Genomic DNA, 15910 nt, shown 5'->3' with positions numbered 1-15910 from the left:
ATGTTATAACTGCGCATAGTGTAAGAGGGAACACCAACCTCGGCTTAACTATTCACATGAATTAAACTAATGGTTAACGATGGTTTTGCTAATAGCGCGACGCCGATCGCAAACCTGCCAGAAAAGGGTGGAATGTAAAGTATAGTCAAGGCTTCAGGCCGATTTGCAGGGCCAGCTCACGAATGATGCCTGCCGTCATGCCCCAGACAAAATAATGCTGATACCACGACAGCCAGACCCGATGATCGTGTCCGCGGCGGTGAATATCCAGCGGGTGATAGCGACCCAGACGAAGGGCCTCTTCCAGCGGCATTTCGAATACCGCTGAAACTTCATCGACGCTGGCGTGATACTGAAGATCGGGCGGAATAATGCCAACGACCGGCGTGACCTGAAAACCGGTTACGCTGTCCACTGGCGGCAGCACGCCGATCACCTCGACCGCCTCCGGGGGGATCGCCACTTCCTCATGCGCTTCGCGCAGTGCGGCGGCAATCAGGGATGCATCGGTGCTGTCCACCGCGCCGCCCGGGAACGCAACCTGACCGGCGTGTTTTCGCATATGCGGTGAGCGCTGGGTAAGCAACAGACCCGGCTGCTCACGACGCACGACCGGGATCAGCACCGCCGCCTGACGTTGATTCAGCGTGGCGCGGTTAACCTGGGGCCGCAGAAGCTGAAAGCGCGACAGAAAATCATCCAGCGTCAGGTTGTCTTTCTTCACCGTGAGTTCTCCAGTTGTTTCAGGATACGATTCACTTTATCAAAGGTTTCCTGATATTCCGCCTCCGCCTGGCTGTCGGCCACAATGCCACCGCCTGCGGAACAGTACAGGTTACCGTCGCAGGCCGTCAGGGTGCGAATAGTGATGCTGGTATCCATGGTGCCGCACAGACTCACATAGCCGATGCTGCCGCACCAGGCGTTGCGGCGATGCGGTTCCAGTTCGTCGATGATCTCCATCGCCCGGACCTTCGGCGCGCCGGTAATGGAGCCGCCCGGAAACGCGGCGCGGAGCAGATCGCAGGCGGTTCGCGAGGCCGGCAGACGTGCGGTGATGGTGCTGACCAGATGATGCACCGCCGGGAATGGCTCCACGACGAACAGCTCCGGCACGCGCACGCTGCCCGGCTCGGCGACGCGGCCAATATCATTGCGCATCAGATCGACAATCATCAGGTTTTCAGCGCGATCTTTCGGCGAGGCCGCCAGCGTCTCCGCCTGCTGACGGTCGGCGTCGGCATCCGCAAGGCGCGGCAGGGTGCCCTTTATCGGGCGGGTCTGAATCATACCGTCAGCCAGGTGAATAAAACGCTCAGGCGAAAGGCTGAGGATGGCGCCGTGTTCAAGGCGTAAAAATGCGCTGAACGGGGCCTTATTGCTGGCATTGAGGCGGGTAAACGCCTGCCATTCGTCTCCCTCGTATGCCGCCTGGAAACGCTGGGCGAGGTTGACCTGATAACAGTCGCCGCTGTGAAGATACGCCTGCACGCGGGAGAATTTTTCCGCGTATTCCTCCGCGCTCATGTTCGAGCGCCAGCCGGAGGTTAGCATAAAGCGTTCCGGGGCGGCGGGCCGTTGCGCCTCAAGCCAGGCCAGACGCGCCTGCACGTCCCGGTGGCTTAGCAGAGAAACCGTCTGCTTACGGTGATCCACGATCAGCGCCCAGTCATACAGCCCCACCGCCATATCCGGCAGGGAAATATCCGCCTGCGCATGCTCGGGCAGCTTTTCGAAACGGCGACCCAGATCGTAACCAAACAGGCCCAGCGCGCCCCCCTGGAAAGGCAGATCCGGATCCGGTGTGGCAGATAAGCCCAGAGCATGGATCTCGTTCTGGAGCCGCATCAGCGGATCGTCCGTTGGCGACAGCGCATCGGTCGTCAGCGTTTTAACCGGGTCGGCCACCAGAATGTCAAAGCGGCTGTAGGGATGATCCGCATGCCCGGAGTGCAGGAGCATCGCAAAAGGCAGGTGGCTCAGACGGGCAAACCAGAACTCGGCGGCGTCTGCACGCCAGGGCAAGGTCATAACAGTGGGGAAGCGCATGTTCATGTATGGCATACTACCGGGCAGCGTGAAATAATTAGCGCGAATAATTTAGCAGGAGTTAACGATGTTTGCAGGTTTACCTTCTCTCAGCCATGACCAACAGCAGAAAGCCGTTGAACGTATTCAGGAGCTGATGTCCCAGGGGATGAGCAGCGGACAGGCAATTTCCCAGGTCGCGGAAGAACTTCGCGCCACCCATACCGGCGAGCGGATCGTGGCGCGCTTTGAGGATGAAGATGAAGAATAACCGGCTTACACTGCCGCGATAATCTTGATCTCAACCTTATATTCCGGTTTCATCAGCGTGGCCTGTACGGTGCAGCGTACAGGCGCGTGACCCGCCACCACCCACGCATCCCAGGCTTTATTCATCGCCGCGAAATCGTCTTTATTCGCCAGAAAAATCGTCGCATCCAGAATGCGGGATTTGTCGCTGCCCTGTTTTTCCAGTACGGCGTCGATCTGCGCCAGGGTGTTGGCGGTCTGCTCGAAGGCGTCGGCGTGCAGATTGGCAGGGACGCCGGTGTAGTACAGCGTCTGGTTGTGGATCACCACATCAGACCAGCGGGCTTCGGCATCAATGCGCGTAATTGTCATAAACGTATCCTCGTTATCTTTCGTCGTCAGGCGGCAAGACTGCCATAATGTTCCGCCGTCGTCACTATTTGGGGTGGCACCGGAGAGAAGGGGCTGACATAATCCCTGTGCAAAAATACAGTGAGAGAACACCGTGGCAGACGATTTTTCCCCAGAAGGTCAGTTAGCACAGGCTATTCCCGGCTTTAAACCGCGCGAACCCCAACGTCAGATGGCGCATGCCGTCGCGCACGCCATCGACAAGGCGCAGCCGCTGGTCGTGGAGGCCGGCACCGGTACGGGGAAAACGTATGCTTACCTCGCTCCTGCGCTGCGGGCGAAAAAAAAGGTGATCATCTCTACGGGATCAAAAGCGCTCCAGGATCAGCTCTACAGCCGCGATTTACCCACGGTGGCGAAAGCGCTGAAATACAAAGGGCGTCTGGCCTTGCTGAAAGGGCGTTCTAACTACCTGTGTCTGGAGCGTCTTGAACAGCAGGCGCTGGCGGGCGGCGACCTGCCGGTACAAACTCTGAGCGATGTGATCGTCCTGCGCGCCTGGGCCAACCAGACGGAGGAGGGGGACATCAGCACCTGCGCGAGCGTGCCGGAAGACTCCCCGGCCTGGCCGCTGGTGACCAGCACCAATGACAACTGCCTCGGCAGCGACTGCCCGCTGTATAAGGACTGTTTTGTGGTGAAAGCGCGTAAAACCGCGATGGACGCCGACGTGGTGGTGGTGAACCATCACCTGTTTCTTGCGGATATGGTGGTCAAGGACAGTGGTTTCGGCGAGCTGATCCCGGAGGCGGAGGTGATGATCTTCGATGAAGCCCATCAGCTACCGGACATCGCCAGCCAGTATTTTGGTCAGTCGCTCTCCAGCCGTCAGCTTCAGGATCTGGCGAAAGATATTACCATTGCCTATCGCACCGAACTCAAAGATACCCAGCAGTTGCAGAAGTGCGCGGACCGCCTGGCGCAATGCGCACAGGATTTCCGCTTACAGCTTGGCGAGCCGGGCTATCGCGGCAACCTGCGCGAACTGCTCGCAGACAAAAATATCCAGCGCGCGCTGCTGCTGCTCGATGATGCCCTTGAACTCTGTTACGACGTGGCGAAGCTGTCCCTCGGACGTTCAGCGCTGCTGGACGCCGCTTTCGAGCGCGCCACGCTCTACCGTGGGCGGCTGAAGCGGCTGAAAGAGATCAACCAGCCGGGCTATAGCTACTGGTACGAATGTACCTCGCGCCACTTCACCCTGGCGCTCACGCCGCTGACCGTTGCTGATAAATTCAAAGAGGTGATGGCGCAAAAGCCCGGCACCTGGGTCTTTACCTCGGCCACGCTGTCGGTCAATGACGATCTGCACCACTTTACCGAGCGCCTCGGCATTGAGCAGGCGGAATCCCTGCTTCTGCCGAGCCCGTTCGACTATGAGAAACAGGCGCTGCTGTGCGTGCCGCGCAATCTGCCGCTGCCTAACCAGCCGGGCGCGGCGCGCCATCTGGCGGCCATGCTGAAGCCGATGATTGAGGCCAACAACGGGCGCTGCTTTATGCTCTGCACCTCACACGCCATGATGCGCGATCTGGCCGAGCAGTTCCGCGCCACCATGACGCTACCGGTGCTGTTGCAGGGGGAAACCAGCAAAGGCCAGCTGCTCCAGCAGTTTGTCAGCGCCGGTAATGCCCTGCTGGTGGCGACCAGCAGCTTCTGGGAAGGGGTGGACGTGCGCGGCGATACGCTCTCGCTGGTGATTATCGATAAGCTGCCGTTCACATCGCCGGACGATCCGCTCCTGAAAGCGCGCATGGAGGATTGCCGTCTGCGCGGGGGCGATCCGTTCGACGACGTCCAGCTGCCGGACGCGGTCATCACGCTTAAACAGGGGGTAGGGCGACTGATCCGCGACGTCACCGACCGCGGGGTGCTGGTGATCTGCGACAACCGCCTGGTGATGCGTCCCTACGGCTCCACCTTCCTCGCCAGCCTGCCGCCCGCGCCGCGCACGCGGGATATTAAACGCGCGGTCCGCTTCCTGGCGAACCCGACGGCGGAGTAATTCTTCCCGGAGTGTGTTAAGATGCGCGCCATTTTGTGACTGACCATTGCGAGAGCGCGACGACTGATGCGAATTCTGGCTATTGATACCGCGACAGAGGCCTGTTCCGTTGCCCTGTGGAACGACGGTACGACTTTTGCTCATTTTGAAGAGTGCCCACGGGAACACACCCAACGTATTCTGCCCCTGGTAAAAACCATTTTAACCGAGGGCAACACCGCCCTGACTGACCTCGACGCGCTGGCCTACGGCCGTGGTCCGGGCAGCTTTACGGGCGTACGTATCGGGATTGGCATTGCGCAGGGGCTGGCGCTGGGCGCTGACCTGCCGATGATCGGCGTCTCAACGCTTGCGACCATGGCTCAGGGCGCCTGGCGGATGACCGGGGCCACCCGCGTGCTGGCTGCGATTGATGCCCGCATGGGGGAAGTCTACTGGGCGGAGTACACCCGTGACGAAAACGGCGTCTGGCACGGCGAAGAGACGGAAGCGGTGCTTAAACCTGAAGCCGTCACCGGGCGCCTGAAGCAGCTCTCCGGTGAGTGGGCGACGGTCGGAACCGGCTGGCCGGCATGGCCTGAGATGGCGAAGGACACCGGCCTTACGCTGGTGGACGGTAACATGCTCCTGCCTGCCGCCGAAGATATGCTGCCGATTGCCTGTCAGCTGCTTGCCGCAGGAAAAACCGTGGCGGTTGAACATGCTGAACCGGTTTATTTACGAAACACCGTCGCGTGGAAGAAACTTCCTGGCCGCGAGTGAATCTCAGTAACAGGAACTGAGAAAAAGGAGTCGCATCATGGCGGTTCAGACTAAAGTTGTACGCTTTCTTATGGCAGGCGCGGTTGCCATAGCACTGAGCGGGTGCGTCACCGTTCCTGATGCGATCAAGGGCACCAGCCCGACGCCACAGCAGGATCTGGTACGCGTGATGAATGCCCCGGAGTTGTATGTCGGGCAGGAAGCGCGGTTTGGCGGCAAGGTGGTTGAAGTGCTAAACCAGCAGGGGAAAACCCGGCTGGAGATTGCCACTGTCCCGCTGGACGACGGCGCGCGGCCTGTTCTGGGTGAAGCCTCGCGCGGGCGGATCTACGCTGACGTCAGCGGCTTCCTCGATCCGGTAGATTTCCGCGGGCAGCTGGTAACCGTCGTCGGACCGATTACCGGTTCGGTGGCGGGGAAAATCGGCAATACGCCATACAAATTTATGACCATGCAGGTGAACGGCTACAAACGCTGGCGTATTGCCCAGCAGGTGGTGATGCCGCCACAGCCAATTGATCCGTGGATGTGGGGACCGCATCCGTATCGTTACGGCTACGGTGGCTGGGGTTGGTACAATCCAGGCCCTGCACAGGTTCAAACAATCGTAACTGAGTAACTTACTGTTATTGTTAGGAAAGAGACAGCGGCTCAGCCGCTGTCTCTGTTTTTTTACGGATAAAACGAAAAAAAAGAGTGACGCGCTTCGCAACCTGCAATCTGAACAATTAATAAACTGGTACGCTGAGTTAATATAATGTTAACAAACTGTTTATTATCGGGGCTGTGATGACGACGAACACTCATTTCAGAGGTGATGCATTGAAAAAGGTTTGGCTTAACCGTTATCCCGCGGATGTCCCTGCGGAGATCAATCCTGACCGTTATCAATCCCTGATTGAATTATTTGAACACTCGGTACGGCGTTACGCTGACCAGCCTGCATTTGTGAATATGGGCGAAGTGATGACCTTCCGTAAGCTGGAAGAGCGCAGCCGGGCGTTTGCAGCCTATTTACAGGAAGGGTTGGGCTTGCAGAAAGGGGATCGCGTCGCGCTGATGATGCCAAACCTGCTGCAATACCCGGTGGCGCTGTTCGGGATCCTCAGGGCAGGGATGATCGTGGTTAACGTTAACCCGCTCTATACCCCGCGCGAGCTGGAACATCAGTTGAATGACAGCGGCGCGGCGGCGATTGTGATTGTCTCCAACTTTGCCCACACGCTGGAAAAAGTCGTTGAAAGAACCCAGGTTAAACACGTCATCCTGACGCGCATGGGCGACCAGCTCTCTACCGCGAAAGGTACGCTGGTCAACTTTGTCGTTAAATACGTTAAGCGGCTGGTGCCGAAATACCACCTGCCGGATGCCATCTCTTTCCGCCGCGCCCTGCATGCGGGCTACCGGATGCAGTACGTGAAGCCGGAGATCGTGTCTGAGGATCTGGCATTTCTGCAATACACGGGCGGTACCACCGGCGTGGCGAAAGGGGCGATGCTGACCCACCGAAATATGCTGGCGAACCTTGAGCAGGTTAATGCCACCTACGGGCCGCTGCTGCACCCGGGCAAGGAGCTGGTGATCACCGCGCTTCCGCTGTATCACATTTTTGCGCTGACCATGAACTGCCTGCTGTTTATTGAGCTTGGCGGTCAAAACGTATTGATCACCAACCCGCGCGACATTCCGGGGCTGGTCAAAGAGCTGGCGAAATACCCGTTCACCGCCATGACCGGCGTGAACACCCTGTTTAACGCGCTGCTTAACAATAAAGAGTTCCAGCAGCTCGATTTCTCCACGCTGCACCTCTCTGCGGGTGGCGGGATGCCGGTTCAGCAGGCGGTTGCCGAGCGCTGGGTGAAACTCACCGGGCAATATCTGCTGGAAGGCTATGGCCTGACGGAGTGCGCCCCGCTGGTCAGCGTTAACCCGCATGATATCGACTACCACAGCGGCAGTATCGGTCTGCCGGTCCCGTCGACGGAGGCAAAACTGGTGGATGATGAGGATAACGAAGTGCCTCACGGTGAGCCAGGGGAGCTGTGCGTCAGAGGGCCGCAGGTGATGCTGGGCTACTGGCAACGTCCGGATGCCACGGATGAGATCATCAAAGACGGCTGGCTGCACACAGGCGACATCGCGGTGATGGATGACGAAGGTTTCCTGCGCATCGTCGATCGCAAGAAAGATATGATCCTGGTGTCAGGGTTCAACGTCTATCCGAACGAAATCGAAGACGTGGTGATGCAGCACAGCGGCGTGCTGGAAGTGGCGGCGGTGGGCGTTCCCTCCGGCAGCAGCGGTGAAGCGGTGAAGATATTTGTGGTCAAGAAAGATCCTTCTCTGACCGAGGATGCGCTGATAACGTTTTGTCGCCGTCAGCTGACGGGCTATAAAGTGCCGAAGCTGGTGGAATTCCGGGATGAGCTGCCGAAATCCAACGTCGGGAAGATATTACGACGAGAATTACGTGACGAAGCCCGTGCCAAAGTGGACAATAAGGCCTGAGCTTCACGTTAATCGCCCAGACGCCGGTTAATCCGGCGTTTTTTATGGGCGCAAACAAGAGAGAGTCCGATTTGAATTACCAGATGATCACTACCAACGACGAGCTGGCTTCGCTGTGCGAGGTGACGCGTGAATTTCCCGCTATCGCCCTGGATACGGAATTTGTCCGCACCCGAACGTACTATCCGCAGCTGGGTCTGATTCAGATGTATGACGGCAAACACGTGTCGTTGATTGACCCCCTCGGCATTACCGACTGGGCGCCAATGCGCGAGCTGTTGCTGGATACCGCCGTGACCAAATATCTGCACGCGGGCAGTGAAGATCTGGAAGTCTTTCTCAACACCTTTGGCATCATGCCGCAGCCGCTGATTGATACCCAGATCCTCGCGGCGTTCAGCGGTCGTCCGCTCTCCTGGGGTTTTGCGGCGATGGTGGAAGAGTACACCGGTCTGACGCTGGATAAGAGCGAATCGCGTACCGACTGGCTCGCGCGTCCGCTGACGGCGCGTCAGCTTGAATACGCCGCGGCAGACGTCTTTTATCTTCTTCCAATTGCCGGCCAGCTCATGAAAGAGGCTGAGGCGTCCGGTTGGCTGTCTGCCGCACTGGACGAGTGCCGCATGACGCAGCAGCGTCGCCAGGAAGTGGTTGATCCGAAAGAAGCCTGGCGTGACATCACCAACGCCTGGCAGCTGCGCACCCGTCAACTGGCCTGTCTGCAATTGCTGGCTGACTGGCGTCTGCGTAAAGCGCGTGAGCGCGATCTGGCGGTTAACTTCGTGGTGCGTGAAGAACACCTGTGGGCGGTGGCGCGCTATATGCCGGGTAGCCTTGGTGAGCTGGACAGCATTGGCCTTTCCGGAAGTGAGATCCGTTTCCACGGTAAAACGCTGCTCGCGCTGGTAGAGAAAGCTCAGCAACTGCCGGAGGACGCACTGCCAGAACCGCTGCTTAACCTGATGGATATGCCGGGCTACCGCAAGGCGTTCAAAGATATCAAAGCGCTGGTGCAGACGGTGGCGGGGGAAAGCAAACTGAGTGCCGAACTGCTGGCTTCACGTCGTCAGATTAACCAGCTGCTGAACTGGCACTGGAAGTTGAAACCGCAAAATGGTTTACCGGAACTGGTCGCCGGATGGCGGGGGGAACTGATGGCCGAACGCCTGAATACCCTGCTGGAAGGGTATCCGCGCTAAAGAATTGTAGCCCCGGTAAGCGGCAGCGCCACCGGGGAAATTGCCGGGCGGCGCGATGCTTACCCGGCCTACAAAACCACAAACGGATTAACGCGACTCTTCCGCTTCCGGAAGCGTCACGTTCAGCTCCAGAATCGAAATATCCCCGTCTTTTTGCTCCAGCTGAACGGTGACCATTTCCGGGTCAATCTGCACGTATTTGCAGATCACTTCCAGAATGTCTTTGCGCAACTGCGGCAGGTAGTGCGGTTCGGCGTCGCTACGACGACGTTCCGCCACAATGATTTGCAGGCGTTCTTTTGCGATGTTGGCGGTGCTTTTTTTCCGCGAGAGAAAAAAGTCCAGTAATGCCATAACTTATCCTCCGAACAGGCGTTTGAGGAAACCTTTCTTCTCTTCTTCAATGAAGCGGAAAGGACGTTCTTCTCCCAGCAGACGGTCAACGGTATCCGCATACGCTTTACCTGCGTCTGCCTGTGTATCCAGGATCACGGGCTCGCCCTGGTTAGAGGCGCGCAACACGGACTGATCTTCCGGGATCACGCCAACCAGTTTGATGCGCAGGATCTCCAGCACGTCTTCCATGCTCAGCATGTCACCTTTGTTCACCCGGCCCGGGTTGTAGCGGGTCAGCAGCAGGTGCTCTTTGATTGGCTCCTGGCCATTTTCCGCGCGACGGGATTTCGAGGCCAGAATGCCGAGAATACGGTCGGAGTCACGTACTGACGAGACTTCCGGGTTGGTGGTGATGATGGCTTCATCCGCGAAGTAGAGCGCCATCAAAGCCCCGGTTTCGATACCGGCCGGGGAGTCGCAGACCACGAAGTCGAACTCCATCTTTTTCAGATCGTCGAGCACCTTTTCCACGCCTTCGCGGGTCAGGGCGTCTTTATCACGGGTCTGGGACGCCGGAAGAATGTAGAGGTTCTCGGTACGCTTATCTTTAATCAGCGCCTGGTTAAGGGTGGCATCGCCCTGAATGACGTTCACGAAGTCATACACCACGCGACGCTCGCAACCCATGATCAGGTCCAGGTTACGCAGACCGATATCGAAGTCGATTACGACGGTTTTCTTTCCCTTCTGGGCCAAACCAGTAGCGATGGCCGCGCTGGAGGTGGTCTTGCCAACGCCTCCTTTACCCGAAGTCACAACAATAATGCGTGCCATAGAAATTCCTTGTTAAAAGGGATCAATTTAACGGTTGAACGGTCAAAGCGTTATCTGCCAGTTGCAGACGGGCCGCTTTGCCATAAAATTCGGCTGGGATTTTATCGCTCAGCCAATATTCACCTGCGATAGACACCAGTTCTGCCGTCAGGTGAGTACAAAAAATTTGTGCTTCTCGATCGCCGCTGGCGCCCGCAAGCGCACGCCCACGCATCATACCGTAAACGTGAATATTGCCATCTGCAATCAGTTCTGCGCCCGCACTGACGTGGCTTGTAACAATCAGATCACAGTTTGGCGCATAAATGCGCTGACCGGAACGAACCGGCAGATCAATCAATCGCGTTTTTGTGACTGGGGCTACATTTTGCGCCGGAGGCGGGGGAGCGGGAACGGTTGCAGGCGTTGCACGCGGGGCTTTTTCTTTGCCCTCGTTTAACAAGGGCAAACCCGCGCGTTCAATTTCGGCTTTTAACTCTGCGTCTTTGCAGCCGCTAATACCCACGATGCGCAACCCCGTGGAGACGACGGCCTGCTGGAGTCGCTTCCAGTTAACCGGCCCCTCAAGGTCGCTTACATTGACGACGACAGGAGCATGCTTAAGAAAAGCGGGAGCCTGCGCGATTTTGTCTTCTAACGCCTGACGAATAACCTCGGGTTTTGCATCATGCAAATGAACCACTGATAAGGTGAAGCTACTGCCTTTAAGCTCGATGGGCGTATTTGACATCCTGGCCTTACTCAATTTGCTATTAACCGCAACACATCGCCGCGATATTCCGAAGAGTATCAGGCATGTTATAGTCAGGAGTATATTGAGGCAAGCAACCACCCGTTAATTCAGAGTAAAAACATGTTTTGTGTGATCTACAGAAGTACCAGCCGCGACCAGACCTACCTTTATGTCGAAAAGAAAGACGATTTTTCCCGCGTGCCTGAAGAATTAATGAAAAGCTTTGGTCGACCGCAGTTGGCGATGCTGCTGCCGCTGGACGGCCGTAAGAAGCTGGTGAACGCCGATCTTGAGAAAGTCAAAAAGGCGTTAATCGAGCAGGGCTATTATTTACAGCTTCCGCCGCCACCGGAGAATTTATTAAAACAGCACCTTGAGCTGAGCGGAAAGAAATAAGCCCGGGTCCTTCCGGGAACAACTCATCAACCGATTAGGGGTCGACCATGTATCAACATCATAACTGGCAAGGTGCATTACTGGATTATCCCGTCAGCAAAGTGGTCTGCGTGGGCAGCAACTATGCAAAACATATTCAGGAGATGGGCAGCGCCGTGCCGGAAGAGCCGGTTCTGTTTATTAAGCCAGAAACCGCACTGTGCGATATTCGCCAGCCGCTGGTTCTGCCGCAGGGACTGGGTTCGGTGCATCATGAAGTGGAACTGGCGGTGCTGATCGGCGCGACGCTGCGCCAGGCAACTGAAGAGCATGTAGAGAAGGCGATTGCGGGTTACGGTGTCGCGCTCGACCTGACGCTGCGTGACGTCCAGGGCAAAATGAAGAAAGCGGGGCAGCCGTGGGAAAAAGCCAAGGGTTTTGATAATTCATGCCCGATTTCCGGTTTCGTTCCGGTGAGTGAATTTACCGACGATCCGCAGAACACGCAGCTCAGCCTGAAGGTCAACGGCGAGATCCGCCAGCAGGGAACAACCGCTGACATGATCCATAAGATCGTTCCGCTGATTGCCTACATGAGCCGCTTCTTCACCCTGAAACCTGGCGACGTGATCCTCACCGGCACTCCGGAAGGTGTGGGGCCGCTGCTTGGCGGCGACGAACTGGACGTCAGTTTTAACGGCCTGTCGCTGAAAACCCGCGTGCTGTAAAAGCACCTTGCCGCCTGAAAAGGGCGGCAAAACTTGCATCAACGTGCCAGACTCGTTATAAGGTGCGCTCTATTTTGACGTGTGGACATCCCGATGAACGACATTCCTTTCTGGCAAAGCAAAACTCTCGACGACATGACCGACGCGGAGTGGGAATCGTTGTGTGACGGCTGCGGGCAGTGCTGCCTGCATAAGCTGATGGATGAAGATTCGGACGAGATCTATTTCACCAACGTAGCCTGCAAGCAGTTAAACATCAAAACCTGCCAGTGCCGCAACTATGAGCGCCGTTTCGAATATGAGCCGGACTGCATCAAGTTAACCCGTGAAAATCTGCCGACCTTTGAGTGGCTGCCGCATACCTGCGCGTATCGCCTGCTGGCGGAAGGAAAAGATCTGCCCACATGGCATCCGCTGTTGACGGGGTCGAAAGCGGCGATGCACGGTGAACGTATTTCCGTGCGCCACATTGCGGTGAAAGAGTCCGAGGTGCGCGACTGGGAAGACCACATTATGAATCACCCTAATCGGTGACAATAAAAAACCCGCCGAGGCGGGTTTTTTATTGTGCGCAATTTTGTCGGGTGGCGCTGCGCTTACCCGACCAACAAAACTGACGTTGCCGTTTTGCTTTTACCTTCCAAAAAGATCGCGTTTCTTTGGTTTGAACGGCTGGGCAATCAGCACCAGCAGCGCCACCACAAAGTAGGCGACAAAAATGCCCACCAGCCACTGCGGCATCTCCAGCGTCAGGAACTCCCACTGGCGTACAGAGCAGTCACCGGAGGCCACAAACACCTGCGGCAGCCATTTATCCAGCGGCAGCCAGCTCGGGAAGCGGGCGGCAAAATCACAGGTCATAAACGGCGACGGGTGAAGCTGCATCTGGGTGTGCTCCCAGGCAAGCGCAATCCCTTTCCCGGCGCTGTATAGCCAGATGGCAATTGCCGCATAGCGTAACGGTGATTTGGGTGCAATCGCACCTACCAGACCCGCGCCCATAATGCCGAACAGCGCACAACGCTCATAAATACACAGTACGCAAGGTTTCAGCCCCATCACATGCTGAAACCACAGCGCGACCATTTCCAGCGCAAAGGCGGTCAGGGCCATCAACAACCACGCTCCGCGACCGCGTGAGCACTGGTTCAAAAATCGCAACATAATCATTTCCCTGGAACATGCTTAGACAGCGCAGTGTAAACGAATTTTAATGCGCCGCAAGTATACCTGCTTGCAATAACCATTGCGTACAGGGAACGAGAGTAATTTTGATGCACAGCAAACCAACCAGGGTAAGCACCAGCGTATACGGCAGCGCCATCCAGACCATTCTTCCATAAGAAAGTCGTATGAGTGGTGCCAGCGCCGAGGTCAGCAGGAAGAGGAATGCCGCCTGACCGTTCGGGGTTGCCACGGAGGGGAGGTTGGTTCCGGTGTTGATCGCCACCGCCAGCAGCTCGAACTGTTCACTGCTGACAATCCCTTGCTCCATCGCGGCTTTGGCCTCATTGATGTATACCGTCCCGACAAAGACGTTATCGGATATAGAGGACAACAGACCGTTAAACAAATAGAACAGCGTTAGCTGCGAATCTGGCGTAGCCTGAAGCACAAACGCGATGATCGGCGCGAACAGATGTTGGTCAATAATCACCGCCACGACCGCGAAAAACACCGCCAGCAGGGCGGTAAACGGCAGCGCTTCGGTAAAGGCTTTTCCGATAGCATGTTCGTCCGTAACGCCGCCCAGGCTGGTTGCAAGGATAATTACCGACAGGCCAATCAGCCCCACCTCGGCAAGGTGGAAGGCCAGCGCAGCGATAAGCCACACGCCGATGAAACCCTGTGCAATCAGGCGCAGCGTCTCCTGGCGCGTGCGTTGTTTGCGGCTCTGCTCGTCAAACTTATGCAGCTCCTGGCGGACCTGATCGGGCAACTTCGCGCCATACCCAAAGAGGTTGAATTTTTCGACCAGCACACAGGTGGCTAACCCGCAGACCAGCACGGGCACGCTGACGGGCGCCATGCGCAGGAAAAATTCGCCAAAATGCCATTCAGCCGCTTTGGCGATAATCAGGTTTTGCGGCTCCCCGACCATGGTCATCACGCCGCCCAGCGCCGTCCCCACGCCCGCATGCATCATCAGGCTGCGCAGAAACGCGCGGAACTGTTCCAGCACATCGCGGTTGTGCGCCTCAACGTGGCTGTCGTCCTGCAAGTTATCGCCAGGACGAGACGAGGCCACCCGGTGGTAAATCCCGTAAAAGCCGACGGCGACGCTGATCACCACCGCAACGACCGTCAGCGCATCCAGGAAGGCAGAGAGGAAGGCCGCGGCGAGGCAAAACGCCAGCGAGAGCAGCGTTTTCGACGGAATGCTCAGCAGCAAACGGGTGAAGATAAACAGCAGAAGCTGCTTCATAAAGTAGATCCCCGCCACCATGAAGATCAGCAGCAGCAGGACTTCAAGATTCGACGCTATCTCGTTTTTAACATGCTCCGCGCTGGTCATTCCGATGACCACGGCTTCCAGCGCCAGCAGCCCGCCGGGCAACAGCGGATAGCACTTCAGCGCCATCGCCAGGGTAAAGATAAATTCTGCGACCAACATCCACCCGGCAACGAAGGGATCCAGCAAAAAGATAACGGGATTAACGACCAGGAATACCAGTAAAGTGAGTTTGTACCAGTCAGGTGACTGACCTAAAAAGTTGCGCCACAGCGCGCGCCCAAATGAAATTTCCACGACAGACGTCCTTTACCCGTCAAATAAGACAAGACATCAGTATACGCAAAAATGGCGGCAGAGCGGGGGATTAAGCCATTTGTAAATTTCATAAAAATGAAACGGCGATCCCTCTTTTCTGTCTCTGCTGCGCTATCTGCCTCTGCGCGCCTCTGGTATGATGAGTGCAATTTGCTAAAGCTGTGTAATGGAAATCTCACTATGGTCATTAAGGCGCAGAGCCCGGCGGGTTTCGCGGAAGAGTACATCATTGAAAGCATCTGGAATAATCGTTTCCCTGCGGGATCAATTCTACCTGCTGAACGCGAACTCTCTGAACTGATTGGCGTCACCCGTACCACGCTGCGAGAAGTGCTCCAGCGTCTGGCGCGCGATGGCTGGTTGACGATACAGCATGGCAAACCCACTAAGGTGAACAACTTCTGGGAAACGTCCGGGCTGAACATTCTGGAAACGCTGGCGCGTCTCGACCACGAAAGCGTACCGCAGCTGATTGATAATCTGCTTTCCGTGCGCACCAACATCGCCACCATTTTCATCCGCACCGCGTTTCGTCAGCATCCTGAAGATGCGCTGAAAGTGCTTGCCACCGCTAATGAGGTGGAAGACCACGCGGATGCCTTTGCGACCCTGGATTACAACGTGTTCCGCGGTCTGGCGTTTGCTTCCGGCAATCCGGTTTACGGTCTGATCCTGAATGGAATGAAAGGGTTATATACGCGCATTGGTCGTCACTATTTTGCTAACCCTGAAGCCCGCAGCCTGGCGCTCGGCTTCTACCATAAACTGAGCAAACTCTGCACCGAAGGGCTGCACGATCAGGTCTATGAAACGGTGCGTCGTTACGGCCACGACTCCGGTGAAATCTGGCACCGGATGCAGAAAACGCTGCCGGGTGATTTAGCGATTCAGAGCCGCTAAAATAAAAAACCTCTCGATTGAGAGGTTTTTTTTCGCCCGGTGGCGCTTTGCTTACCGGGCCTACAAAACCCG

General features: G+C 56.7%; 18 protein-coding genes. 10 read left to right on the top strand and 8 right to left on the bottom strand.

The window, feature by feature from the left end; all coding sequences use genetic code 11:
* Positions 1–145: 145 nt before the first annotated feature.
* Together ACQG1Y_RS13650 and pabB are read right to left on the bottom strand one after the other, a co-directional pair.
* Entirely contained in the window at positions 146–724 is a 579-nt protein-coding gene (locus tag ACQG1Y_RS13650) for a CoA pyrophosphatase (RefSeq protein ID WP_017384324.1), read from the bottom strand.
* Positions 721–2055, bottom strand: coding sequence for an aminodeoxychorismate synthase component 1 (pabB, locus tag ACQG1Y_RS13645; RefSeq protein ID WP_017384323.1), 1335 nt, complete (start codon positions 2053–2055; stop codon positions 721–723). Before pabB ends, ACQG1Y_RS13650 begins: the two co-directional genes overlap by 4 nt.
* 61 nt (positions 2056–2116) lie before the next feature.
* Here pabB and ACQG1Y_RS13640 point away from each other — a divergent pair, with 61 nt between their 5' ends.
* Complete coding sequence (locus ACQG1Y_RS13640) at positions 2117–2299, top strand: YoaH family protein (protein WP_003859925.1); 183 nt, start codon at positions 2117–2119, stop codon at positions 2297–2299.
* Positions 2300–2304: 5 nt separating this feature from the next.
* Here the strand turns inward: ACQG1Y_RS13640 and ACQG1Y_RS13635 are convergent, their stop codons facing one another.
* Positions 2305–2649 (bottom strand): RidA family protein, encoded by a 345-nt coding sequence (locus ACQG1Y_RS13635; RefSeq protein WP_045911200.1) that lies wholly within the window; start codon positions 2647–2649, stop codon positions 2305–2307.
* A 133-nt stretch (positions 2650–2782) separates the two neighbouring features.
* On the opposite strand from ACQG1Y_RS13635, the gene ACQG1Y_RS13630 reads away from it, so the two are divergent.
* The 5 genes from ACQG1Y_RS13630 to rnd all read left to right on the top strand — a co-directional run bounded on the left by ACQG1Y_RS13630 (position 2783) and on the right by rnd (position 9162).
* Entirely contained in the window at positions 2783–4693 is a 1911-nt protein-coding gene (locus tag ACQG1Y_RS13630; protein ID WP_368740606.1) for an ATP-dependent DNA helicase, read from the top strand.
* A gap of 66 nt (positions 4694–4759) precedes the next feature.
* Positions 4760–5455: a tRNA (adenosine(37)-N6)-threonylcarbamoyltransferase complex dimerization subunit type 1 TsaB gene (gene tsaB / locus ACQG1Y_RS13625; RefSeq protein WP_015570308.1), complete on the top strand. Its 696-nt coding sequence runs from the start codon at positions 4760–4762 to the stop codon at positions 5453–5455.
* A 37-nt stretch (positions 5456–5492) separates the two neighbouring features.
* Positions 5493–6074: a Slp family lipoprotein gene (locus ACQG1Y_RS13620; RefSeq protein WP_015570309.1), complete on the top strand. Its 582-nt coding sequence runs from the start codon at positions 5493–5495 to the stop codon at positions 6072–6074.
* A gap of 203 nt (positions 6075–6277) precedes the next feature.
* Positions 6278–7963, top strand: a complete 1686-nt coding sequence (fadD, locus tag ACQG1Y_RS13615) for a long-chain-fatty-acid--CoA ligase FadD (protein WP_017693264.1) — start codon at positions 6278–6280, stop codon at positions 7961–7963.
* A gap of 83 nt (positions 7964–8046) precedes the next feature.
* A complete protein-coding gene (gene rnd / locus ACQG1Y_RS13610; protein ID WP_122959317.1) occupies positions 8047–9162 on the top strand; it encodes a ribonuclease D in 1116 nt (371 codons plus the stop codon).
* 87 nt (positions 9163–9249) lie between these two features.
* On the opposite strand, the gene minE is transcribed toward rnd, so the two are convergent.
* The 3 genes from minE to minC are packed head-to-tail and all read right to left on the bottom strand — an operon-like array spanning position 9250 to position 11062.
* Positions 9250–9516 (bottom strand): cell division topological specificity factor MinE, encoded by a 267-nt coding sequence (gene minE, locus ACQG1Y_RS13605; protein ID WP_003859937.1) that lies wholly within the window; start codon positions 9514–9516, stop codon positions 9250–9252.
* 3 nt (positions 9517–9519) lie between these two features.
* A complete protein-coding gene (minD, locus tag ACQG1Y_RS13600) occupies positions 9520–10332 on the bottom strand; it encodes a septum site-determining protein MinD (RefSeq protein WP_003859938.1) in 813 nt (270 codons plus the stop codon).
* A gap of 22 nt (positions 10333–10354) precedes the next feature.
* Positions 10355–11062, bottom strand: a complete 708-nt coding sequence (gene minC, locus ACQG1Y_RS13595; protein WP_015570311.1) for a septum site-determining protein MinC — start codon at positions 11060–11062, stop codon at positions 10355–10357.
* A gap of 123 nt (positions 11063–11185) precedes the next feature.
* Here minC and ACQG1Y_RS13590 point away from each other — a divergent pair, with 123 nt between their 5' ends.
* From ACQG1Y_RS13590 to ACQG1Y_RS13580, 3 genes are all read left to right on the top strand, one after another.
* Positions 11186–11461: a YcgL domain-containing protein gene (locus ACQG1Y_RS13590; RefSeq protein WP_015570312.1), complete on the top strand. Its 276-nt coding sequence runs from the start codon at positions 11186–11188 to the stop codon at positions 11459–11461.
* Between the two features lie 47 nt (positions 11462–11508).
* Positions 11509–12168, top strand: coding sequence for a fumarylacetoacetate hydrolase family protein (locus tag ACQG1Y_RS13585; RefSeq protein WP_160176929.1), 660 nt, complete (start codon positions 11509–11511; stop codon positions 12166–12168).
* A 93-nt stretch (positions 12169–12261) separates the two neighbouring features.
* Positions 12262–12702 (top strand): YcgN family cysteine cluster protein, encoded by a 441-nt coding sequence (locus ACQG1Y_RS13580; RefSeq protein ID WP_015570314.1) that lies wholly within the window; start codon positions 12262–12264, stop codon positions 12700–12702.
* 99 nt (positions 12703–12801) lie between these two features.
* Here the strand turns inward: ACQG1Y_RS13580 and dsbB are convergent, their stop codons facing one another.
* Together dsbB and nhaB are read right to left on the bottom strand one after the other, a co-directional pair.
* A complete protein-coding gene (dsbB, locus tag ACQG1Y_RS13575) occupies positions 12802–13332 on the bottom strand; it encodes a disulfide bond formation protein DsbB (protein WP_017693268.1) in 531 nt (176 codons plus the stop codon).
* A gap of 46 nt (positions 13333–13378) precedes the next feature.
* The gene (gene nhaB, locus ACQG1Y_RS13570) at positions 13379–14917 is read right to left on the bottom strand and encodes a Na(+)/H(+) antiporter NhaB (protein WP_017693269.1); all 1539 of its coding nucleotides are present in this window, start codon (positions 14915–14917) and stop codon (positions 13379–13381) included.
* A 201-nt stretch (positions 14918–15118) separates the two neighbouring features.
* On the opposite strand from nhaB, the gene fadR reads away from it, so the two are divergent.
* Positions 15119–15838: a fatty acid metabolism transcriptional regulator FadR gene (gene fadR / locus ACQG1Y_RS13565; RefSeq protein ID WP_015570315.1), complete on the top strand. Its 720-nt coding sequence runs from the start codon at positions 15119–15121 to the stop codon at positions 15836–15838.
* The last annotated feature ends 72 nt before the right edge of the window (positions 15839–15910 follow it).

It is taken from the genome of Enterobacter cloacae complex sp. 397G4 (genome assembly GCF_050031515.1).
GTDB classification, from domain to species: domain Bacteria; phylum Pseudomonadota; class Gammaproteobacteria; order Enterobacterales; family Enterobacteriaceae; genus Enterobacter; species Enterobacter hormaechei_C.
The sequence above is the reverse complement of the archived record's forward strand: the minus strand, read 5'-3'. Positions and strand labels throughout refer to the sequence as shown.